The 20069-nt window shown below is 70.0% G+C and carries 15 protein-coding genes and 1 tRNA gene; 10 read left to right on the top strand and 6 right to left on the bottom strand.

Annotated elements, in window-relative coordinates; genetic code table 11:
* Positions 1 to 359: 359 nt before the first annotated feature.
* The 4 genes from G531_RS24525 to G531_RS21605 all read right to left on the bottom strand — a co-directional run bounded on the left by G531_RS24525 (position 360) and on the right by G531_RS21605 (position 2636).
* Complete coding sequence (locus G531_RS24525; protein WP_051215303.1) at positions 360 to 1058, bottom strand: DUF998 domain-containing protein; 699 nt, start codon at positions 1056 to 1058, stop codon at positions 360 to 362.
* Positions 1055 to 1564, bottom strand: coding sequence for an SRPBCC family protein (locus G531_RS0109460; protein WP_026927074.1), 510 nt, complete (start codon positions 1562 to 1564; stop codon positions 1055 to 1057). Before G531_RS0109460 ends, G531_RS24525 begins: the two co-directional genes overlap by 4 nt.
* A complete protein-coding gene (locus G531_RS0109455) occupies positions 1561 to 1878 on the bottom strand; it encodes an ArsR/SmtB family transcription factor (RefSeq protein WP_026927073.1) in 318 nt (105 codons plus the stop codon). Before G531_RS0109455 ends, G531_RS0109460 begins: the two co-directional genes overlap by 4 nt.
* A gap of 89 nt (positions 1879 to 1967) precedes the next feature.
* Positions 1968 to 2636 carry a TetR/AcrR family transcriptional regulator gene (locus G531_RS21605; protein WP_245630439.1) on the bottom strand — a complete coding sequence of 223 codons (669 nt, stop codon included), beginning with the start codon at positions 2634 to 2636 and terminating at the stop codon, positions 1968 to 1970.
* Between the two features lie 82 nt (positions 2637 to 2718).
* Here G531_RS21605 and G531_RS0109445 point away from each other — a divergent pair.
* Together G531_RS0109445 and G531_RS0109440 are read left to right on the top strand one after the other, a co-directional pair.
* A tRNA-Gln gene (locus G531_RS0109445) sits at positions 2719 to 2800 on the top strand.
* Between the two features lie 38 nt (positions 2801 to 2838).
* Complete coding sequence (locus tag G531_RS0109440; RefSeq protein WP_026927072.1) at positions 2839 to 3678, top strand: sulfurtransferase; 840 nt, start codon at positions 2839 to 2841, stop codon at positions 3676 to 3678.
* Positions 3679 to 3681: 3 nt separating this feature from the next.
* Here G531_RS0109440 and G531_RS0109435 read toward each other — a convergent pair whose 3' ends face one another.
* Positions 3682 to 5451, bottom strand: coding sequence for a pyruvate kinase (locus tag G531_RS0109435; RefSeq protein ID WP_081683993.1), 1770 nt, complete (start codon positions 5449 to 5451; stop codon positions 3682 to 3684).
* A gap of 172 nt (positions 5452 to 5623) precedes the next feature.
* Here G531_RS0109435 and glmU point away from each other — a divergent pair, with 172 nt between their 5' ends.
* The 6 genes from glmU to G531_RS0109405 all read left to right on the top strand — a co-directional run bounded on the left by glmU (position 5624) and on the right by G531_RS0109405 (position 12801).
* Positions 5624 to 7075: a bifunctional UDP-N-acetylglucosamine diphosphorylase/glucosamine-1-phosphate N-acetyltransferase GlmU gene (gene glmU, locus G531_RS0109430; protein WP_026927070.1), complete on the top strand. Its 1452-nt coding sequence runs from the start codon at positions 5624 to 5626 to the stop codon at positions 7073 to 7075.
* A 32-nt stretch (positions 7076 to 7107) separates the two neighbouring features.
* On the top strand, positions 7108 to 8049 hold the full coding sequence (locus tag G531_RS0109425; protein WP_026927069.1) for a ribose-phosphate diphosphokinase: 942 nt from the start codon (positions 7108 to 7110) through the stop codon (positions 8047 to 8049).
* A 128-nt stretch (positions 8050 to 8177) separates the two neighbouring features.
* The gene (locus tag G531_RS0109420) at positions 8178 to 8783 is read left to right on the top strand and encodes a 50S ribosomal protein L25/general stress protein Ctc (RefSeq protein WP_026927068.1); all 606 of its coding nucleotides are present in this window, start codon (positions 8178 to 8180) and stop codon (positions 8781 to 8783) included.
* Positions 8784 to 8796: 13 nt separating this feature from the next.
* Positions 8797 to 9390: an aminoacyl-tRNA hydrolase gene (gene pth, locus G531_RS0109415; RefSeq protein WP_026927067.1), complete on the top strand. Its 594-nt coding sequence runs from the start codon at positions 8797 to 8799 to the stop codon at positions 9388 to 9390.
* A 157-nt stretch (positions 9391 to 9547) separates the two neighbouring features.
* The gene (locus G531_RS26105; RefSeq protein ID WP_026927066.1) at positions 9548 to 10093 is read left to right on the top strand and encodes a hypothetical protein; all 546 of its coding nucleotides are present in this window, start codon (positions 9548 to 9550) and stop codon (positions 10091 to 10093) included.
* On the top strand, positions 10090 to 12801 hold the full coding sequence (locus tag G531_RS0109405; RefSeq protein ID WP_026927065.1) for a vWA domain-containing protein: 2712 nt from the start codon (positions 10090 to 10092) through the stop codon (positions 12799 to 12801). The genes G531_RS26105 and G531_RS0109405 overlap by 4 nt, the downstream gene beginning before the upstream one ends.
* 6 nt (positions 12802 to 12807) lie before the next feature.
* Here the strand turns inward: G531_RS0109405 and G531_RS0109400 are convergent, their stop codons facing one another.
* Positions 12808 to 13578, bottom strand: coding sequence for a VIT1/CCC1 transporter family protein (locus G531_RS0109400; protein WP_026927064.1), 771 nt, complete (start codon positions 13576 to 13578; stop codon positions 12808 to 12810).
* Positions 13579 to 13785: 207 nt separating this feature from the next.
* Between G531_RS0109400 and G531_RS21600 the strand changes: the two genes are divergently transcribed.
* Together G531_RS21600 and G531_RS0109390 are read left to right on the top strand one after the other, a co-directional pair.
* The gene (locus G531_RS21600) at positions 13786 to 17337 is read left to right on the top strand and encodes a tubulin-like doman-containing protein (protein ID WP_051215302.1); all 3552 of its coding nucleotides are present in this window, start codon (positions 13786 to 13788) and stop codon (positions 17335 to 17337) included.
* Positions 17337 to 20051 (top strand): hypothetical protein, encoded by a 2715-nt coding sequence (locus tag G531_RS0109390; RefSeq protein ID WP_026927063.1) that lies wholly within the window; start codon positions 17337 to 17339, stop codon positions 20049 to 20051. The genes G531_RS21600 and G531_RS0109390 overlap by 1 nt, the downstream gene beginning before the upstream one ends.
* The last annotated feature ends 18 nt before the right edge of the window (positions 20052 to 20069 follow it).

Raw genomic sequence — 20069 nt, 5'->3', positions numbered from 1 at the left:
GTGCCGGCGGTCTTGTCGCTGATCTGGAGGATCCCCGCGACTTCCAGGGACAGGAACGCGCCCAGGGCGGGGGTGCCGTCGGCGCCGTAGACCATGGTCTCTTCACACCCCTCCACAATCACGGAGTCATCGACCTGATACCGATCACACATCGCGGCGACCGCGATCAGCTTCGCGACCTCGATCGCGGTCTCCTGCTCATGAACATGCCGCAGCGCCGCCGCGGCCTCGGCGTACCCGGGTGGAGCTTATATCGAACTCATGTTCCCATTCAAACCGACCCCACTGACACTTTTTGCACTCCCGGGCAAGCTCGAGAACTCCGCGCAGCGCCCGGAGTCCCGTGAGCCTTCGCTCGGCTATCCGTGAGTGACCTTCCGGCTTGCGGTTCGGACCAGCAATGCTGCCGCCAGGAGCCATCCGCCGAGCAGGAGTACGAAGGCGCGATTCGGCCACCCCAGCGGCACCCCCGGGCCGAATCCGCCACCGATCCCCATGATGATCTGCTGGGTGATCGACGCAATGTTGGCCAGGATGGCGACCGTGGTGATCCACCGCAGGGAGCGCCGGTAGGGCCGCCAGGCAATGTTTCGGGCCAGGCTCCAGGCGATCAGGAACGCAGCGAGGGGGACCAGCCCACCCAGCATGGCCGCGATGCTGTGCACGAAACCCGACAGGGACCCGACCGACGCATCGACCGGATCGGTTCGGAATGCGCCGGCCAACAGGAAGCCTGCTGCACTCACGGTGAGTACGCCGAGCCCGACCCGGCCCGAAGGGGTGGCCACCTGGGAGTGGAGCGCAGCAACCAGGAAACACGCACTGACCGACAGGGCCAGGAATGCCAGCGACATGAAGCCGCCCCAGACCCCGAGTTGATACTCGCTGATGAAGCGCCAGGACGGATCGATCTGCCGGTCGGCCAGGATGACCCCCACGATCAGCGCCAGTGCTGCCATCGCTGCGATCGCGCTCGCGCCCGCCCAGGTGTGCGCCCCGGGTGGAATCGGGTTGCTGGTGACATCGCTGCGGGGTCGGCGCAGTTGCTGCGTACTCATAGTTGCTGCACCTCCTCGAGTCGCTCACCGGTCTCCAGGACGGTCTTCAGGCCGCTCAGCACCCAGCTCCACCCGCCGCCGGCGCCCATGTCCTCGAGCTGTCCCGCCATCAGGGCGGCGGTGGCACTCCCCTCGGGGAACTCGTGCGTCACCGTCAGCCGGGTAATCCCTCCCGGCCGGGACTCGAGTTCCCAGGTCAGTCGGGACGCGGTTTCGGCCGCCATGGTCGGATCCATCAGCACCCGCCATGTCTGCACCACGCGGTGTGGCGGATCGGCTTCCAGGACTTCGCCGTCCATGACGATCTCGGGCGCCCCCAGGGCGCGCATGCCGTCATTGGCGCGGGCGGCGAACCGGCCCCCGGGTTTCAGTTCATAGGCGACCAGGCCGCTGTGCCCGTAGCGGATGCTCCATTCGGGGCTGGTGATGGCCTCCCACACCCGCTCCCGCTCGGCCTTGATGTAGATGCGCTCCACCTGCACGACCTGCAACTCTGCTTCGGTCATGACTCGTCCTCCAATTGCTGTTTCAGCTCCACCAGCGCGGACGCGCTGCGGGCCGTGTACTTGCCGATCCATCGATCGTGGATCTGCTGGATGGGCACCGGATTCAGGAAGTGCAAGGTGTAGCGGCCCTGCTTCCGGGTCGTGATCAGGCCGGCGTCGATGAGAACTCCGAGGTGTTTCATCACCCCGAATCGAGTGAGTTCGATCCCCTCGGCGAGCTCGGTCTGAGTCTGTCCGTCGCGGACGAAGAGCCGATCCAGCAGGAGCCGACGGGTCGAGTCGGCGAGTGCTTTGAATACGAGTTCGGCATCCACATCTCCAAGATACGTGACTAAAACATCACGTGTCAATAAAGTCACCTATCGAAGTGCGCTCGGCCGCGACAATGACGATGTGGCGATCGCTATTCAGCCCGCTTCGGTCGGCGGCGCCCCTCTGCCTCGGTGGCCAGGGTCGGGTGGGCATCCATCTGGAGCATCCCGTTCCAGGCCAGGTTGACCAGGTGCGCGGCGAGTTCCTCCTTGCGCCACTGCGGATGGTCCAGCCACCACTGACCGGTCAACGACACCATCCCGACCAGCATCTGGGCGTACACCGGCGCGGACTCGGGATCCAGCCTCCGCCGCCGGAACTGACTCATCAGGATGTCCTCGACCCGGGAGCCGATGTCGTTCAGCATCCCGGCGTAGGAGCCGCTGGCCCCACTGCGCTGGGAGTCGCGAATCAGGATCCGGAACCCGTCGGTGTCGGTCTCGACGTAGCGCAAAAGGGCCAGGGTGGCCAGTTCCAACAGCTCCCGCGGCCGTTCGCCGGAGGCCAGTGCGGCCCGGACCGCATCCAGCAGGGCCCGGACCTCCCGGTCGACGATGACGGCGTACAGACCCTCCTTGCCGCCGAAATGCTCATAGACCACCGGTTTGGACACCTGCGCGCGGGCGGCGACCTCTTCCACCGAGGTGCCGTCGAAGCCCTTCTCGGCGAACAGTCCGCGGCCCACCTCGATCAGTTGCTCGCGGCGCTCCTGACCGGTCATCCGGACCCGGCCGCGACCGGTGCTTCGGGATTCGTTCACCCGGCCATTGTGTCAGGGCGGCTCGGGTCAGGTGGCTCGGTGTGACGCCGACCACTGGACCGGGTAGGCTTGCCGACTGCGATCCCCGGTTGGTCTTTCGGTAGGGCCCGCCTGACTTTGAATCAGGATTAGCGAAGCAGGTTCGACTCCTGCCCGGGGAGCCAGTCTTGAACCCACCCGGTCGGCTCTCTAGCGTGCTGCCATGAGCAATTCGCCCCTGATCACCGCCCGCGAGCTGCACGAGCAGCTCAGTGCCGGCGAGCGGCCCGTGCTGCTGGACGTACGCTGGCAACTGGGCGATCCGCACGGCCATGAGCACTACCTCGCCGGGCACCTCCCCGGCGCGGTGTATGTCGATCTCGACACCGAATTGGCCCGGCCGGGCGCACCCCGCGACGGCCGGCATCCGCTGCCCGAGCCGGCTGACCTGCAGGCGGCCGCGCGCGGTTGGGGGCTGCGGACGGGGGAGCCCGTGGTGGTCTATGACGCCGTCCGCGCGACGGCGGCGGCCCGGGCCTGGTGGCTGCTGCGCTGGGCCGGGGTCGCGGTGGTTCGGGTGCTGGACGGCGGCCTGGACGCCTGGACGGCCGCGGGCTTCGCGCTGGAGACCGGAGAGGTCATTCCCGAACCCGGTGACATCGTGCTGGAATCGGGCCGGCTGCCGTCGATCCCGCTCGACCGGGTGCCGGCGTACGTGCGGGAGGGCGTACTGCTGGATGCCCGGGCCGGGGAGCGGTACCGCGGTGAGACCGAGCCGATCGATCCGCATCCGGGCCACATCCCCGGCGCGATCAGTGCCCCCACCACCGCCAACCTGGGGCCGGACGGGCGCTTCCTGCCCGCCGCCGAGTTGCGGCGCCGCTTCACCGACCTGGGCGTACGCGCGGACCGGCCGACCGGGGTCTACTGCGGGTCCGGGGTCACCGCGGCCCACCAGATCCTCGCGCTGCAGGTGGCCGGCTTCGACGCGGCGCTGTACCCGGGGTCGTGGTCGCAATGGTCGAACCATGCCGACCTGCCCCGGGCGCGCGGGGCCGAATGAGGCTCAGTCGAGCGTGAACGAGGTCAGCGGCCGCAGCAGCGCCCGCTTCTTCGACACATGCCCACCCATCCGTTCCAGAATCCGCTCCAGGGAGTCGATCGTGTCCACGATGTAGGGCCCCTTGTTCAGCATGACGGCCTCGGCCCGGCGCGCCATTGCCGCATCGGTGACCTCCGCCCGCGACGGGACGCCGGTGCGGGCCAGCGAGTCGAGCACCTCGGTCGCCCAGATCACCGGCACCCGCGCGGCCTCGCAGATCCACAGAATCTCCTCCTGGACCTCGGCCAGCCGATCGAAGCCGACCTCGACGGCCAGGTCGCCGCGGGCGATCATCACCCCGACCTGCCACCACCGCTGGGCTTCCCACAGGATCTGCGGTAGTTGCTCGAACCCCGACCGGGTCTCGATCTTCAGCACGATGCCCACCTGCGGGGCGCCCAACCGCTCCAGTTCCTCGATCAGGTCGGCCACGTCCTCGGGACTGCGGACGAACGACAGATCCACGATGTCGGCATGTCCCGCCACGAACGGCAGATTCGTCCGGTCGTCGGCGGTCAGCGCCGGGATCCGCAGCGTGGTGTCGGGAAAGTTGATCCCCTTTTCCGCGCGCAGTTTCTCCCCGCCCACGCCGGCCCGGGTGATGTCCACCACGATCTCCGACCCGGTCACCTCCCGGATCGTCCCGGCAATCTTGCCGTCGTCGAACAACACCGGCTGGCCGACCTGCGCATCGGTGAAGGCGGCCTCCAGGGAGCAGCCGATCCGGTGCGGCGACTGCTGCGTGGCCGGTTGCGGCGCCATGTCGCGCTGCAGCCGCAACTCATCGCCGACCTGCACGAACAGGTGCTGCGGCCGGGGCGGCAGTTCTCCGATCTCGGCGACCACGGTGCCGTCGGCGGCGTACACCTGCTGGCCGGTGCCGAAGTAGACCGTACGCTCGCACTCCACCACCACCGCCCCGGCCGTCTGCACCACCGTCAGCTCCCGGTGCCGGCCCCGGGTATCGGTCAGCGTCAACACATCCCCGACCTGTACGCCGTCGCTCACCGGTCCGGTCACCGGCAGATCGGCGTCGCCGAACTCGATCCGCGCCGGCCGGACCACTTCGCCGAGGTCATTGCGCTCGGGCCGGACCCGGCGTACCCGCGGCCCCTCCATCAACGGACCGGTCCGCAACTTCGGGCCGGCCAGATCCATCGCCACCCGGACCCCGTCGGGCAGCGCCCGCACCCGATCGATCATCTGCTGCCAGGCCGCGGCGTCGTCGTGGGCACAGTTCACCCGGGCGATGTCCATCCCCGCCGCGCCGAGGGCGGGAATCAGGTCGGGATCGGTGGCCGCCTCGCTGGGCATCGTCACCATGATCCGGGTGTTGCGGCCCTCCCCGTGCACAGGTCCCAGCAGGGCGTCCCGATTGCGGTGCAGCACCGAGGTGCCCTGCTCCAGCGGGCCCCAGATCGGCTGGCGGTGCCGCCCGTCCCGCAGTGCCAGGACGGTCTCCAGCACCGTCAGCAGCCAGGACTTGCCCATCGCCTCGATCCGGCCCAGACTCGACAGGCCGTAGGAGGCAAGGCTGCGCTGCAGCGGGCGCAGATCGTGCTGGCGCAGTGCGACGTAGTGCACCAGATTGGTCGCCGAATCCAGATGTTCGGGCCGGATTCGGGCCAGCCGCGGGCCCTCCTCGGCCTCGGCGGCGGAGAGATCGGCCAACAGCTCCTGCAGAGCGCCGGCAAGTTCATCGAGCGACAGAACCGAAGACGTGTCATTCGCCATGGAAAGAGCTTCCCAGACGCCGCCGACACGCGTACATCGCGGGTGGGCCGATGCACGAGATTGGGCCGATGCTGACAAACTGACCCTGAAGGTCGTCAACCGGTCAGGAGCTTCTGTGTCCGACAGTGCCAGTGCGGAAAGCCAGAACAGCGCGAGCGCAGGAAACCAGAACATGCAAGGCAATTCGTCGCCCGTGGCAGCGGTGGTGGTGCTCGCCGCCGGCGCCGGGACCCGGATGAAGTCCCGGAAGTCCAAGCTGCTGCACGAGGTCGCCGGACATTCCATGCTGTCGTACGCGGTCGCGGCGGCCAATGCCGTCGAACCCCAGCACGTGATGGTCGTGGTCGGCCACCAGCGCGACCAGGTGGTCTCCCACCTCGGCGAGATCGCCCCCAATGTCGAGACCACCGTCCAGGCCGAGCAGCTCGGCACCGGCCACGCCGTGCAGTGCGCCCTGGACGCCCTGGGCGAGCTGCACGGCGATGTCGTGGTCACCTACGGCGATGTGCCGATGCTGACCGGGGAGACCCTGATCGAACTCGTCCAGGCCCACCACGCGCGCCACGACGCGATCACCGTGCTCACGTCCCGGGTGCCGAACCCCCAGGGCTACGGCCGGATCGTGCGCGATGACGACGGCCACGTGCTGGCGATCGTGGAGGACAAGGACACCACCGCACCGCAGGCCCAGATCGACGAGATCAACTCCGGCATGTACGTCTTCGACGCCGCCGTGCTCCGCGACGGCCTGAGCCGGCTGTCCACCGACAACGCCCAGGGCGAGCTGTACCTCACCGACGTCCTCGGCAACGCCCGCAGCGACGGGCTGCGCGTGGGGGCGTACGAGATCGCGGACTGGCAACAGGCCGAAGGGGTCAACGATCGGGTCCAGTTGGCCCGGATGAACAAGGAGATGAACCGCCGCATCGTGGAGAAGTGGATGCGCGCGGGGGTCTCGGTGACCGACCCCGACAGCACCTGGATCCACGCCTCGGTCAGCCTCAGCCCCGACGTGGTGCTGCAGCCGAACGTGTACCTGGAGGGCGCGACCAGCATCGGTGAGGGCGCCAAGATCGGCCCGGACGTCACGCTGACCGATGTCGAGGTCGGTCCGGGGGCCTCGATCGTGCGGGCCCAGGCGATCCTGGCGGTGATCGGCGCCGACGCGTCGGTCGGCCCCTACTCCTACCTGCGGCCGGGCACCACCCTCGGGGTCGGCGGCAAGATCGGCGGCTTCGTGGAGACCAAGAACGCCAAGATCGCCGACGGCGCCAAGGTGCCGCACCTGACCTACGCCGGGGACGCCGAGATCGGGGAGCGGGCCAATATCGGCGCCGGCACGATCTTCGCCAACTACGACGGGGTCGCGAAGAACACCACCCGGATCGGCAAGGACTCCTTCGTCGGATCCAACTCCGTCCTGGTCGCTCCGGTGGAGGTGGCCGACGGGGCGTACGTCGCGGCCGGGTCCACGCTGACCGATCCGGTCGGTCCCGGCGAGATCGCCATCGCCCGCGGACGCCAGGCGAATGTGCCCGGCTGGGTGGCCAAGCGCCGCGCCGGCACCCGCACCGCCCAGTCGGCCGAGGAAGCTCTCCAGCGCGACGGGAAGGCCGCCGAATGAGCGGGATCAAGCGGAACCGGGAACGCCACATGATGCTGTTCACCGGCCGTGCCCACCCGGCCCTGGCCGAGGAGGTCGCCCAGTTGCTCGGCGTCGAGCTGACGCCCACGCGTACGGTCACCTACGCCAACTCCGAGATCTACTGTCGCTTCGAGGAATCGGTCCGTGGCTCGGACGCCTTCGTGATCCAGTCCCATGCCGCGCCGGTCAACGAGTGGCTGATGGAGCAGTTGATCATGGTCGATGCGCTGAAACGGGCCTCGGCCGAGCGGATCACCGTGGTCTCGCCGTTCTATCCGTACGCCCGGCAGGACAAGAAGCATCTCGGCCGCGAACCCATCTCGGCCCGCCTGGTCGCCGACCTCTACCGAGCCGCCGGGGCCGACCGGATCATGTCGGTGGATCTGCACGCGGCGCAGATCCAGGGCTTCTTCGACGGCCCGGTGGACCACCTGTGGGCGTTGCCGGTGCTGTCGGACTACATCACCCAGAACTACGACACCTCCCGGATGACCGTCGTCTCGCCGGACGCCGGTCGGGTCCGGCTGGCCGACCTGTGGTCGGACCGGCTGAACGCGCCGCTGGCGATCATCCACAAGCGCCGCGATCCGAATGTGGCCAACCAGGTCGCGGTGCACGAGGTGGTCGGTGACGTGGAGGGCCGGGTCTGCATCCTGGTCGACGACATGATCGACACCGCCGGCACCATCTGCCAGGCCGCCGAGGCGCTCAAGGCCCGAGGTGCCGACAAGGTCCTCGCCGCCAGCACCCACCCGGTGCTGTCCGGCCCGGCGGTGGAGCGGCTGAACGGCTCCGCGCTGGAGGAGATCATCGTCACCAACACGCTGCCGATGCTCAATCCGGTCCCGGTGAACAAGCTGACCGTGCTGTCCATCGCTCCGCTGATCGCCAAGGCCATCCATGAGGTGTTCGAGGACGGATCGGTCACCTCCCTGTTCGCCGGGGTGAGCTGAACCGGGGGAGGGTTTGATCGGCCCGGGGCGCAGGGGGTAGAGTGCTCAGCTGTCTTGGCGAGGGACCGCGCTGTCCGTGATCGACTCGAAACTCCTCGTCCGTTACCCGATGAACTGAGGAGTTCGACATGTCCGATGACCTTCGCCTCGAGGCCGAGTCCCGCACCGAATTCGGCAAGGGCGCTGCCCGCCGGATCCGCCGGGACAAGAAGGTGCCCGCCGTCATGTACGGCCACGGCACCGATCCCGTGCACATCACCCTCCCGGGCCACCAGACCCTGCTGGCGCTGCGTACCGCCAACGCCGTGCTGACCATCGTCCTGGACGGCAAGGAGCAGCTGGCCCTGGCCAAGCAGGTCCAGCGCGACCCGATCAAGGGCGACGTCGAACACGTCGACCTGGTGCTGGTCCGCAAGGGCGAGAAGGTCACCGTGGAGGTCGTGGTCGAGGTCACCGGCGAGGCCGGCCCCGACTCGGTCGTCGTGGTCGAGCAGAACCACGTGTCCCTCGAGGTCGAGGCGACCAACATCCCCGAGTCGGTCCAGGTTTCGGTCGAGGGGCTGACCGCCGGCTCCCAGATCACCGTCGCTGATCTGGTCCTGCCGGCCGGCGCCACCCCGACCGGGGAGCCGACCGACCTGGTCGTCAACATCACCCACCCGCAGGCCGAGGAGCCGGCCGAGGCTCCTGAGGCCGCTGAGGGCACCGCGGCCGCCGAGGGTTCGGCGGAGTGAATCGGTCGCTGCGATGAACTGGCTGGTGGTGGGGCTCGGTAATCCGGGCCCCACCTACGCCGGTCACCGGCACAACGTCGGCCACATGGTGGCCGACGAACTGGCGCGTCGGGCCACCGCGTCGTTCTCCGCCCCCAAGGGGATGCGGGCCGAGGTCGCCGATCTGCGTATCGGTGCCGGTGGCGCGGGTGCGGTGGGGGCCGACACCGCCAAGGTCGCGGTGATGAAGCCGCGGACCTACATGAACGAATCGGGCGGGCCGGTGGCCAAGGTGGCCGCGTTCTACCGCACCACCCCCGATCATCTGATCGTCATCCATGACGAACTCGACCTGGACTTCGGTGCGGTACGCCTGAAGTCCGGCGGCGGGGACAACGGCCACAACGGCCTCAAATCGATCCGGGCGGCGCTGGGCACCGGGGACTACTTCCGGGTCCGCTTCGGGATCGGGCGTCCGCCGGGCCGAATGAGCCCGGCCGACTGGGTGTTGAGCAACTTTCCGGCCCGGGACCGGACCGACCTCGAGGTCGAGATCGGCCGCGCGGCCGATGCGGTCGAGACCCTGGTCCACGATGGTCTGATCCTGGCCCAGAACCGGTTCCACTGATCCCTGAGTTCTCCCTGAGATCTGCCGGTCGGGCGTACCGATGGCCCCCGACCTTGTGAGGATGGCCGAGCAGACCACCTGCCCCGGGGCTGACCACTCCCATTGTCCGGTCCCCCTAGGCTGGTCGCAGTCGCAGATCGAGCAGGAGGCGGGACTGATGGGGCACGACCCATTCGACTTCGGGAATGCGCCGGCGTCGCATCCTTCACCCGGAGGGGGCAGCCCCTTCGGTGGCGCCGGCCCGTCCTCCTACCCCTCGGCGCCGCGGACCGGTGACCCGTTCGCCACCCAGACGCGGCCCGGCACGCCCGATCCGTTCGCCACGGTGGGTGCGCCGCGGCAGGCCGACGCCGGCGTCTTCGCCGCCGGGGGAGGGGTTGCGGTCGCCCCGACCGCCGGGATCACGGTGACCAAGCCGCCGGCGTACCTGCTGCTGATCGCGGCCGGCCTGGCCCTGGTGGCCGGCGTGGTCGCGCTGCTGCTGAACAACCCGATCGTGGCGATCGTGTGCTGGGTGGTCGCCGGCCCGATCGCGATCGGGGTGATCGCGTACTTCGTGATCCGCGACACCTACGCCCGGTCCTCCGGCGTCTACGGCGCCCCGAACTGGGTCAAACCTCTCTACTACACCGCGATCGCCCTGTGCCTGGTGTGCATTCTGGTGCCCGCGGTCCGGATCGCGCTGTGGGTGGGAACGCTGTGAGGACGACTCGGACCGCACCCTGGAACCGGCTCCGGGCCGGCCTGCTGGTCGTCCTGGCGACCCTCGCCGGTATCGCTGCCACCGGCCTGCTGCTGCCGGCACCGCGGGCCGCCGCGGCCAAACCCACCGACGACTTCATCTCCTGCCTCAACGGCGCCCGCAAGGGCGATGTGCTCGTGCTGGTCGACACCTCCGCCAGCCTGCAGAACTCCGATGCCGAGGCCGCCCGCGTCCGCGCCGGCGAACTGCTCCTGCGCAGCCTGGCCAATACCGCCGACGGCGCCAATCTCGACCTGGCCGTCAGCCTGGCCGGCTTCGCCAACCGGTACGAGCCCACCGGCTCCTGGGACAAGCTGAACAAGGGCACCGTCGAGCGGACACTCACCTCGGTGCGCGAGTTCGCCAATCGCAATACCGGCCAGGGCACCGACTACTGGCTCGGCCTCGACGGCGCCCGCAAGGATCTGGCCGCCCGGCAGGCCCAGGACCCCGACCGCAACCGCTGCCAGGCAATCGTGTTCTTCACCGACGGGTCCCTCGACATCGACCGGGCCCCCGACGAGCAGCAGCACCCGATCGACCGCCCGTACGCCCCGGACAACCGACTCGACAACCCCGCCCAGCGCGAGCAGGCCAAACAGGCCGCCACCACCGACATGTGTCGCGACGGCGGTCTGGCCGACCAGCTGCGGACCGCGCCGGTGACGATCTTCGGCATCGGTCTGGCCGCCGGCGGCTCCAACTCCGCCGACTTCGACCTGATGAAGCGGGTGGTGACCGGCGAGGGGGAGAAGTGCGGCAAGCAGCCGGCCACCGGTGAGTTCTTCCTGGCCACCAACATCGACTCCCTGATCGAGGCGTTCAGCCGGATCACCTACACCGAGCAACCGCCGCAGGGAGTCTGCAAGGTCGGCGCGGCCAAGGACTGCACCGAGGCGCACAACTTCGTCCTGGACTCCTCGATCACCTCGGTCTCCGTCCTCGGCTACGCCGATTTCGATGAGCCGCGGGTCGTGCTGGTCTCCCCGTCGGGCCAGGAGGTCGAACTCGAGCACGCCGGCCTGGGCCAACAACGCAGCCTCGACGTCGACGGAGCAAAACTGAGCTATCAGTGGGCCTCCAAGCGGTCCTTCCAGGCGACACTCGCCGACCCGAGCGACCCGGGCAAATGGACCGGACGCTGGCGGCTGGTCTTCTTCGACCCGAGCAATCAGCACGAGCAGGCGGTCACCAAGACCAGCCTGCAGATCACCGGAAACCTGTTCCCGGCCTGGCCGCAGGCGGCCACCACCACCGTGCGGGCCGGTGAGACCGCCCGCGCCTCCTTCGCCCTCGAGGACGCCCAGAAGAAGCCGGTCGACCCGGCCAAGCTGCTCGGCGAGGTCACCCTGGATGCCACCCTGATCGACGACGCGGGCCAGCAGACCCCGATCGCGCAGGGCCTGACCCGGCAGACCCTGACCCAGCCGCAACAGATCGATGCGACCAGGTTGAAGCCGGGCAAGGCGACGGTACGTCTGTCGTTGAACATCACCACCGCTGCCTGGACCGATCCGGCCACCGGGAAGCAGTACCCCGGGACCAAACTGCAACCGCAACAGTCCGACATCACCTTCGACGTGCAGCAACCGGCCGGGTTCGGCTCGGCGGCCAACTCGGTGGACTTCGGGGTCAGCGCCGGCAAGGACACGGTCAACCTGTCCGCCGGTCTGCCGGTGCGCGGACCCGGCTGCTACTGGGTCGAGGGGCCGCAGGAGATCGTCACCGGTCCCAAGGAGATCACCACCGCCACCGTCGGCTCCCAGCACACCAGTGCAGCCACCTGCCTGGAGGTCGCCGACGGCGGCCAGGGCACCCTCCCACTGACGCTGGCCAGCGCCCAGGTCGGTAACGGTGCCCTGAACGGCCGGTTCACCGTTAAGGTCGCTGCGCTGCAGGACCGGGCGAAGATCCAGGACGCCGACGTCACCTACACCGCCGAGATCGAGCGGCCGCTGAACACGCTGAACTTCGCGCTGGCGCTGATTGCCGGGATCATCCTCGGCCCGGGGATCCCGATCGGGCTGCTGTACCTGGCCAAGTCGATGACCGCGAAGATCCCGCCGCGGCCGCTGCAGCCGGAGTCGATCCCGATCACCGTCGAGAACGGACGGGTGCTGCGCAACGGTCAGGACCTCGCCTTCACCGACCGCGACTTCACCAAGATGGCGTCGATCGCCGGCAATGGGGAGAAGAACGTGGACGTGCCCGGGGCGACTCTGCGGGCCCGGACCGGCGGCTCACCCTTCGGGCCGGGCTATGTCCTGGTCGACGCGGGACCGCAGGTCGGGCTGTCCTCGGCGTACCCCGAACCGTTCGGCAAGGCGCACCAGGCCAAGCTCCCGCTGGCGGTGCACAACTCGTGGGTGCTGCTGCGCGATCCGGGGGCGCCGGCGAACACCGCGACGCTGCTGTTCCTGGTCGCCGGGGACTCCCCGCCGAGCGTGCGCCAGGACCTGCTGGAGCAGGCCCGGCGCACCGTGCCGCAGGCGATGGGGACCCTGACCCAGTACGGGGCCGCGCCGAGCCCCGGCCCGCAGGCCGGGGGCAGTCCGTTCGGTGGCCCGGCGCCGTTCGGCGGTGGGCAGCAGTCCGGTCCGCCGCGTCCGCCGCAGCAGTCCGGTCCGCCACCGCAGCAACCGCCGGGGCAGAACCCGTTCCGGTTCTGAGGGGGCTCAGCCGCCGCTGACGCCCATCAGCATGCCGATGCCGTAGGTGATCGCCATCCCGAGCCCGCCGCCGATGAGCAGCCGGAGCACGGCGCGGGTCTTCGGGGCGCCGCCCAGGCGAGCGCTGATCACCCCGGTGAGCGCCAGGGCGAGCAGCACGACCACGACGGTGACCGGGATCCGCGCCGCGGGGACCGGGGTCAGCAGCATCGCCAGGATCGGCAGCACCGCTCCGGCGGTGAAGGAGATCGCCGAGGCGGCGGCGGCCTGCCAGGGGTTGGTCAACTGCTCCTTGTCGATGCCGAGTTCGATCTGCAGGTGGCTGCCCAGGGCATCGTGCGCGGTCACCTCGCGAGCCACCTGGGTCGCGGTCTCCTTGGACAGGCCCTGATTGCGGAAGAGCCCGACCAGCTCGGCGAACTCTTCGTCGGGGTAGTGCTCCAGTTCGTGCTGCTCCTTGGCGATCAGCGCCTTCTCGGTGTCGCGCTGGGTCGAGACCGAGACGTACTCGCCCAAGGCCATCGAGACCGCCCCGGAGACCACCCCGGCGACGCCGGCGACCAGGATCGCCGAGGTCGCGGCGGGGTTGGCCGCCGCGACGCCGACCACCAGGCCCGCGGTCGAGACGATGCCGTCGTTGGCGCCCAGGACGCCGGCGCGCAGCCAGTTGAGCTTGCCGGCCACATCTCCGGTGTGCGGCTCGGGGGTGCCATTGGGATGGGCGGCCTCGAGCGGGTCCTGCCCGGGCTCCTGGGGTTCCTTGCTGGGTTCCGTCATGGTTCGACCTCTGTGTCCGGCGATCATCGAAGCGTCATCGGCGCTGCGCGCTGCGCGCAGGGTGATCATTCCACAAGGGCCGGCTGGAAACGGTCCCCTACAGTGGAAACCGATTCGGGTTCGGCCGACCCGCGATGGCGACCTCGCACCCAATAAGGTGGCGGGCAGGCAGGACTGCCGACAGGCTCAACAGGTGAGGACGGGTACATGAGGCGCTTCTTGGTTGTCGGATGCGGCGGATCCGGCGGCGCCACGCTGGCTTACATGATGGACCAGCTCCGCTCGGATCTGGCTGCCGAGGGCGTCGACCGGTTGCCCCGCGGCTGGCAGTTCGTCCACCTGGACGTCCCCAGCGGCGAGGAGAGCGGGCCCGACGGACTCGGCAACGTCGAGGGCCAGGGCGGGCGCTACATCGGCATGGGACCCAAGGCCGGCTCGTACGCCGATCTGGACTTCGCGGTCTCGCGCAAGCTGGCGGCCAACCGGGCCCTGGGTGAGATCGCCACTTGGGCCCCGCGCAATCCGAACGCGGTGGCCACCCCGATCTCGGTCGGCGCCGGGCAGTACCGCGCGGTCGGCCGGATGATCACCCTGAACAAGCTGGAGGCGCTGCGCGAGGGCCTGTCCGGGGCCTGGGACGATCTGCACCGGGTGGAGACCCACGCCGACATGGATCAGATCGCCGCGCAGGCCCGGCTCGGGCGCTACTCGGCCAACGAGGTACCGATCGTGCTGGTGGTGTCCTCGATGGCCGGCGGAGCGGGCGCGTCGATGGCGCTGGACGTGTGCCGGGTGCTGACCACCATCAACGGGCTGGATCCCAAGCTGATGGCGGTCTTCATGGTCTCCTCCGACATCTTCGACTCGCTGCCGGAGTCGGCGCGCTCGGGCGTACGCTCCAACGCGCTGGCGATGCTCGGGGAGATCGTCGCCTCGCAGACCGGCTCCTCCCACGACCACGACGTGGACCTGATGAACGCGCTGGGTCAGCAGTACGGGGCGGGGACCCCGATCCCGTTCGCCCGGGTGTTCCCGGTCGGCCGCTACGTCGGCGCCCAGCGCACCATGTTCGGCGACGGCTCGCCCCGAGCGATCTATCGCGGCCTGGCCCGCGGCCTGTCCGGCATGGTGATGTCGGAGCAGGCGACCGACCAGTTCGTCTCCTACGACCTCGGCAACACCGGTTCGGTCCCGCCGGATTCCAGCTACCTCGGGTGGGGCGCCCAGCAGGATCCGCTGCCCTGGGGGTCCTTCGGTTTCGCCTCGCTGTCGATGGGCCGCGATCGCTATGCCGAGTACGCCGCCCAGCGGATCGCCCGCTCCGCGGTGGACCGGCTGCTCGACGGGCACCTGCAGGAGGGCAACACCGCCTCGGGTACCGAGCAGGTCAAGGCCCTGCTGAACTCCCAGTGGGCCCGGCTGTGCGCCGACATCCAGATCTTCGACGGTGCCGGGGGACAGGGGTCGATGGCGCTGGCCCAGTGGCTGATGAATGTGGCCCTGCCGCGGCAGCACGCCGGCAACATCGCCGCCCAGATCGTCAATCAGGGGGTGATCTCCCAGTTGCCGCCGCCGGACGGGATGGAGGTCAACCAGTGGGCGCCGATCCTGTCCCAGGTGCTCAACTCCCGCCGCACGGCCATGTCGGAGGCCACCGGCCGGGAGGCGTACAACTGGGCCTTCGACTGGCACCAGCAGCTGCTGCAGCGGCTGATGGCCACCATCGGCACCGCCATCGCCAACCTGGGCCTGCCGTACGCCGCCGCGGTGATCGACCGGCTGCAGGGGCATCTGAAGGAGTCGGTGATCCCGGCGGCGAACGAGCTCAAGCAGCACGATCGCTCCGACATCGCCGAACTGCCGCCCCGGGTCGGGCAGGGGCTCGCCGGGATCAAGGGCAAGATCGCCGGTGGCCAGCAGATCCTGAACACGCTCGCCGAGGACATGACCGCCCGGGTGATCGAGCATGTGTACGCCAAGGCGTCCGGGATGCTCGCCGATGTGCTGAGCACGTTCGTCGGCGACGTGCTGGTGCCCCTCGGCGAGGCGATCCACGAACAGCAGCGACTGCTGGAGCAGGCCCGGGCCTCGGCGGTCCGCCATGACGGCCTGGCCCGGCTGGCCACCGACCAGTACTCCGCCTGGCCCTCCGACGACGACCAGCGGGCCCCCGAGCGCTTCGACGAGGCGAACAACGAGGTGCTGCTGACCAGTTCCCAGCAGTTCCTGCCGCAGTACCTGGCCGACATCCAGGGCGCGATCCCGACCGAGGTGAAGACGTTCCCGGCCGCCCGCGCCGGCGTGGTCACCCGGGTGATCCAGGGCCTGTGGGAGACCACCGGCGGGATGCGGCCGCCGGGCGGGCTGCTGGAACAGACCCATCAGTGGGCGGCCCGGGTCTTCCCGACCCATCCCGGCAGCGGCGAGTCGATCGTGCCGATGCGGGCCCGGTTCAACCTGCACGCCCGGCCGCGGGAGGTGCTGGAGCGGGCGCGGCTGTTCGTGGCCCGGCCCGAGGAGTCCTTCCACCGGTTCTGCTCGATGTCCCTGCGCGACTTCGTGCGCGGCGTCGGGGCGCAGGAATCGGAGCGGCAGGGTCGCATCGACGACATTGCCGCCAAGTTCAATCAGACGCTGACCCTGGCGCTGCCGCTGATCTCGGCCAACGATGCCGCGGTCCAGTTGCTGCACGGCGGCAAGAACGTGGAGTACCGCTACAAGTTCTCCGCGGTGCCCTTTGCCGATCTGCCCATCGCCGATGCGCTGGAGCGGGTGATCGTGAACAACCCGCAGATCGACTCCTCGACCCGGGACAACTTCCGCAAGTCGGTCAACGATTCCGATCACGTCCGGCGGCTGGACATTCTCGGCTCCTACCCGCTGTATGCCCCGATCTGCTTCGATTCGGTGCTGCGACCGGTCGCCGAGCAGTGGTCGACCACCTCACCGGCGGGCCGGGAGGCGTTCTGGACCTACCGCCGGGCGCGCCCGCTGAATGCCGCGCTGCCGATGGCCGAGGCCGAGCGCCGGGCGATGTGTGCCGGCTGGTTCCTCGGGCAGGGGATCGGGGCGATCCGGATCCCGGAGTCGCCGTACGTCCAGGCCGTCGAGGTCTTCGACGTCGCCAACCGGCAATGGCTGGAGTTCCCCAATCCGCTGCTGACCCCGCCGGAGCGGTTCCAGGCCTCCTACGACTGGCTGCCGGCGGTGCTGGAGTCCTCGCTGCTGGCGATCTCCCGGTCCCATCAGAACCCCCCGATGGCGTCGCTGCTGCCGTACCGGGCGCTGCGCGGGCTGTTCGATGCCAGTCCGCTCGGGCCGGCGGCCGGCATCGTGGAGCGTTCGGGCAAGAACCTGCTGGTCGACTACCTGCGTACCGGGACCATCGGCTCCGGCGCCACCAGCCGGGTGCCCGGGGCCGCCGAGGCCACCGACGTGGACGGCCGGGCCGAGGCGCTCACGACGTTCTTCACCCAGATCCGTGACCTGGCCGGGGTGCACTTCATGGCGCCGGGCCAGGCCGGGGCGCCGGGCGGGGGCACGTTCTCCCTGGTGACCGATCGCGGGGTCGCCTCCCAGGCGCCGATCTTCCGCGATCTGGCTCCCGACATCTGGTGGGCCTGCGGGGAACTGATCGACATGGTCGCCGACGCGGCGGTCCGGGCCAAGCAGCCGGCCGGCACCAGCCGGCAGGGTCCGCTCACCCCGGAGACCCAGAAACTCGAGATGCCCGGGATGCCCGGGATGGGGGCCTTCTGATGGCTGCACTGGTCGCGCTGCTGGCCCCGCCCGGGCCGATGGACGGCATCTGCGACGCGCTGACCGACTGGTCGGCGGCCGGGATGATCGAGCCGTTCCTGTGGATCGACGCCGCCCGGTGGACCGCCCCGACCCCGCCGGTCGGGGTGACCCCCGGACTCTTCGTGAACACCGGCCGGCGGCTGGGCACCAGCCTGGAACACGTGGTCACCCAGCAGCAGTTCGAGCGGGTACGCCTGGTCGTCCTGGTGCCGGCGGTGGCCGGTGCCCCCGGCGTCGACCAGGAGACCGAGCATGCCGTCCATCAGGCGATCCTGCGGACCGCCGCGGTGCCGACGGTCGAGCTGATCCGCGCGGTGGTCACCCGGCCGGCCTCCGGACCGGTCGCGGCCGACCTGACCCGGGAGGGCTGGCACAACGTCATCCTGGCGCCCGAGGAGTCCCGCGGGCCCGGGCTGGGCCATTCCGCGCTGCCGGCCTCGACCGATCCGCTCGACATCGGGGCCGAGGCCGCGGCCCAACTGGCCGGGTTGACCGGGCTCTGGCGCGGGCTGCGGGCCGCGCCGCTGGACGGGGCGGCCGCCCCGTTCGGGCACTCGCTGCGGCTGGCCCGCTCCTGGTACCGGAACCTGGACAGCCGCGAGGTGGAGGACACCGTGCGGACCCAGATGTTGTCGACCGCCGACGGGGTCCCGCTGCCGCGGCTGCACGGTTCCCAGGCGGTCTACATCGACGACGCGCAGCGGGCCTGCTCCGACATGGCGTCCGCGGTGCTCGGGCGCCATGCTTCACTGTTCCGCGGGGAACGGGTGGCCCCCGCCCCGGTGGACGCCGACAAGGTGGGGCCGGGCAAGGCCCTGTCGATGCTGTTCGGCTTCATCAAGGCGTCGATGACGATGGCCCCGATGAAATGGTACTCCCTGGTGCTCGGCGACGTGCAGGGGGCGACCGCGAATCGGGTCCAGTCGTTGGTGTTCGGGCAGGACCCGTCCTCCTACGAGGTGGTCGCCAGCGGCTCCCTGGCCGGCGGGCGGGCCGACTGGCGCGAGGTCGGCCGGGCGGCCGGCAACCTCGACCACCTGCTGGATGACGCCGGGCCCCGCGCCCACGAGGGGACCGGTGACTTCACCCCGGTCTGGGTCGACTTCGTCGAATCCGGACTCACCCTGGTCGACGCGGGGGAGCGCTCGTACGCCAAACCGATCCCGGTCGGCACCGAGCGCGGCGTCCTGCGGACCATGTCGGACTGTGTCCCCAGCCCGCAGCAGCAGTTCACCCGGATCCCGCCCCGGGTGGCCTCCGCGATCGGGATCAGCACCGTCCGGGCCTCCGATCCGCTCGGCATCCGTACCCTGCAGCTGCGACTGCGCGGCCTGGGGGATCAGCCCTCGCTGGCTCGCGACGCCGACACCACGCTGCGGGAGCTGGAACAGTGGCAGAACCGGTACGCCCACACCTACTCCGCCGGGTTCGGGGGCATGCTCGGGCAGGGCCTGATGAACACCGCCGAGGAGGTGCAGCAGTTGCTGGCCCGCCTGTCCGGCGGCGACCGGGTGGATCTGTCCGACGCCCGGACCCAGGCCCGGCAGCGTACGATCGCGAGCTGGATGCGCGGCCTGCTGATCGGGCTGCTCGCGCTGGTCGTGGTGCTCTGCGTACTGACCGGACTGTCGATCCTCACCTGGTGGGGCGCGCTGCTGGCCGGGCTGGCCGGCGTCCTCGCCTGGTTCGGCGGCTCGCTGGTGCTCTTCCTGCAGGGCCAGCGCGACCTGTTCCGGGACCTGACCAAGCGCAAGGCGGCGATGAGCCAGGTGCAGGCCGATGAGCAGAATCTGCGGACCGCGATGCGGGACCTGCGCCGGTTCACCGAGGGCTACGGCCAGTTCCAGGAGTGGAGCCGGGTGCTGTCGGTGGTGATCCACCAGCCCTTCGGTGAGGTCGCCCGGGTACGCACCGACACCCCCGAGGTCGAACAGGGGCTGCCGCTCAACGTCCGCGTCGGGAAGGCCGAGACCCGACCCGAGTCGGCCGCCGAGGTGGTCAATCTGCTGCGCCGGGACCTGTTCACCACCGGCTGGCTGTCCGGGCCCTGGCAGGCGACCCTGAACGATGCCGGGAACCGACTCGGGCCCCGGGCCTACGACCTGACCCAGAATCCGCGGCTGATGTTCGCCCAGCGCAGCGGGGTGCAGGAATCCTGGCTGGGCGCCTGGGCCGACCTGCTGGAACGCGAGGGAATCGGGCCGGCCTCGGGCAATCAGCTGTGGGCGGCGGCGATGCAACGCCTGTCCCAGCCGGAGTATCAGCACCGGCTGGTTGCCGGGGTTCGGCTGACCGGAGCGGCCGAGCCGGTGTCCCAGGAGGAGTTCCTGGGCGGGGTCGGCGATCCGGTGACACCGCCGGCGGCGTCCCGCTTCGGGGACGGGGTCCTGTCCCGGGAGGCCCAGTTGGACGGCCGCGCCGGGGCGGTCGAGGTGTCCTGGCCGCTGTCGGTGTCGCAGGGGCTGAGCCGGCGGGCGCTGCTGGTGCAGTTGTCCGAGGCCGCGCCGGAGTACACGTTCAATCTGGGCGAGCGGCTGCGGCCCGAGCGGCCGCGCCAGGCCAATGATCTGGTCCCGGAGATGCCGTTCAGCTACACCGACGACGCGGGAGCGTCGGTCCCGATGCCGCAACGCCGGACGGTCACCCCGCCGGCCGACGGCATGGTGTTCTGAGCGCCGAGGTGGCGCGGA

The organism is Granulicoccus phenolivorans DSM 17626 = NBRC 107789 = JCM 15570 (assembly GCF_000423085.1).
Lineage (GTDB): Bacteria > Actinomycetota > Actinomycetes > Propionibacteriales > Propionibacteriaceae > Granulicoccus > Granulicoccus phenolivorans.
Note: the sequence above shows the minus strand (reverse complement) of the source record. Positions and strands in the feature narration are given on the sequence as shown.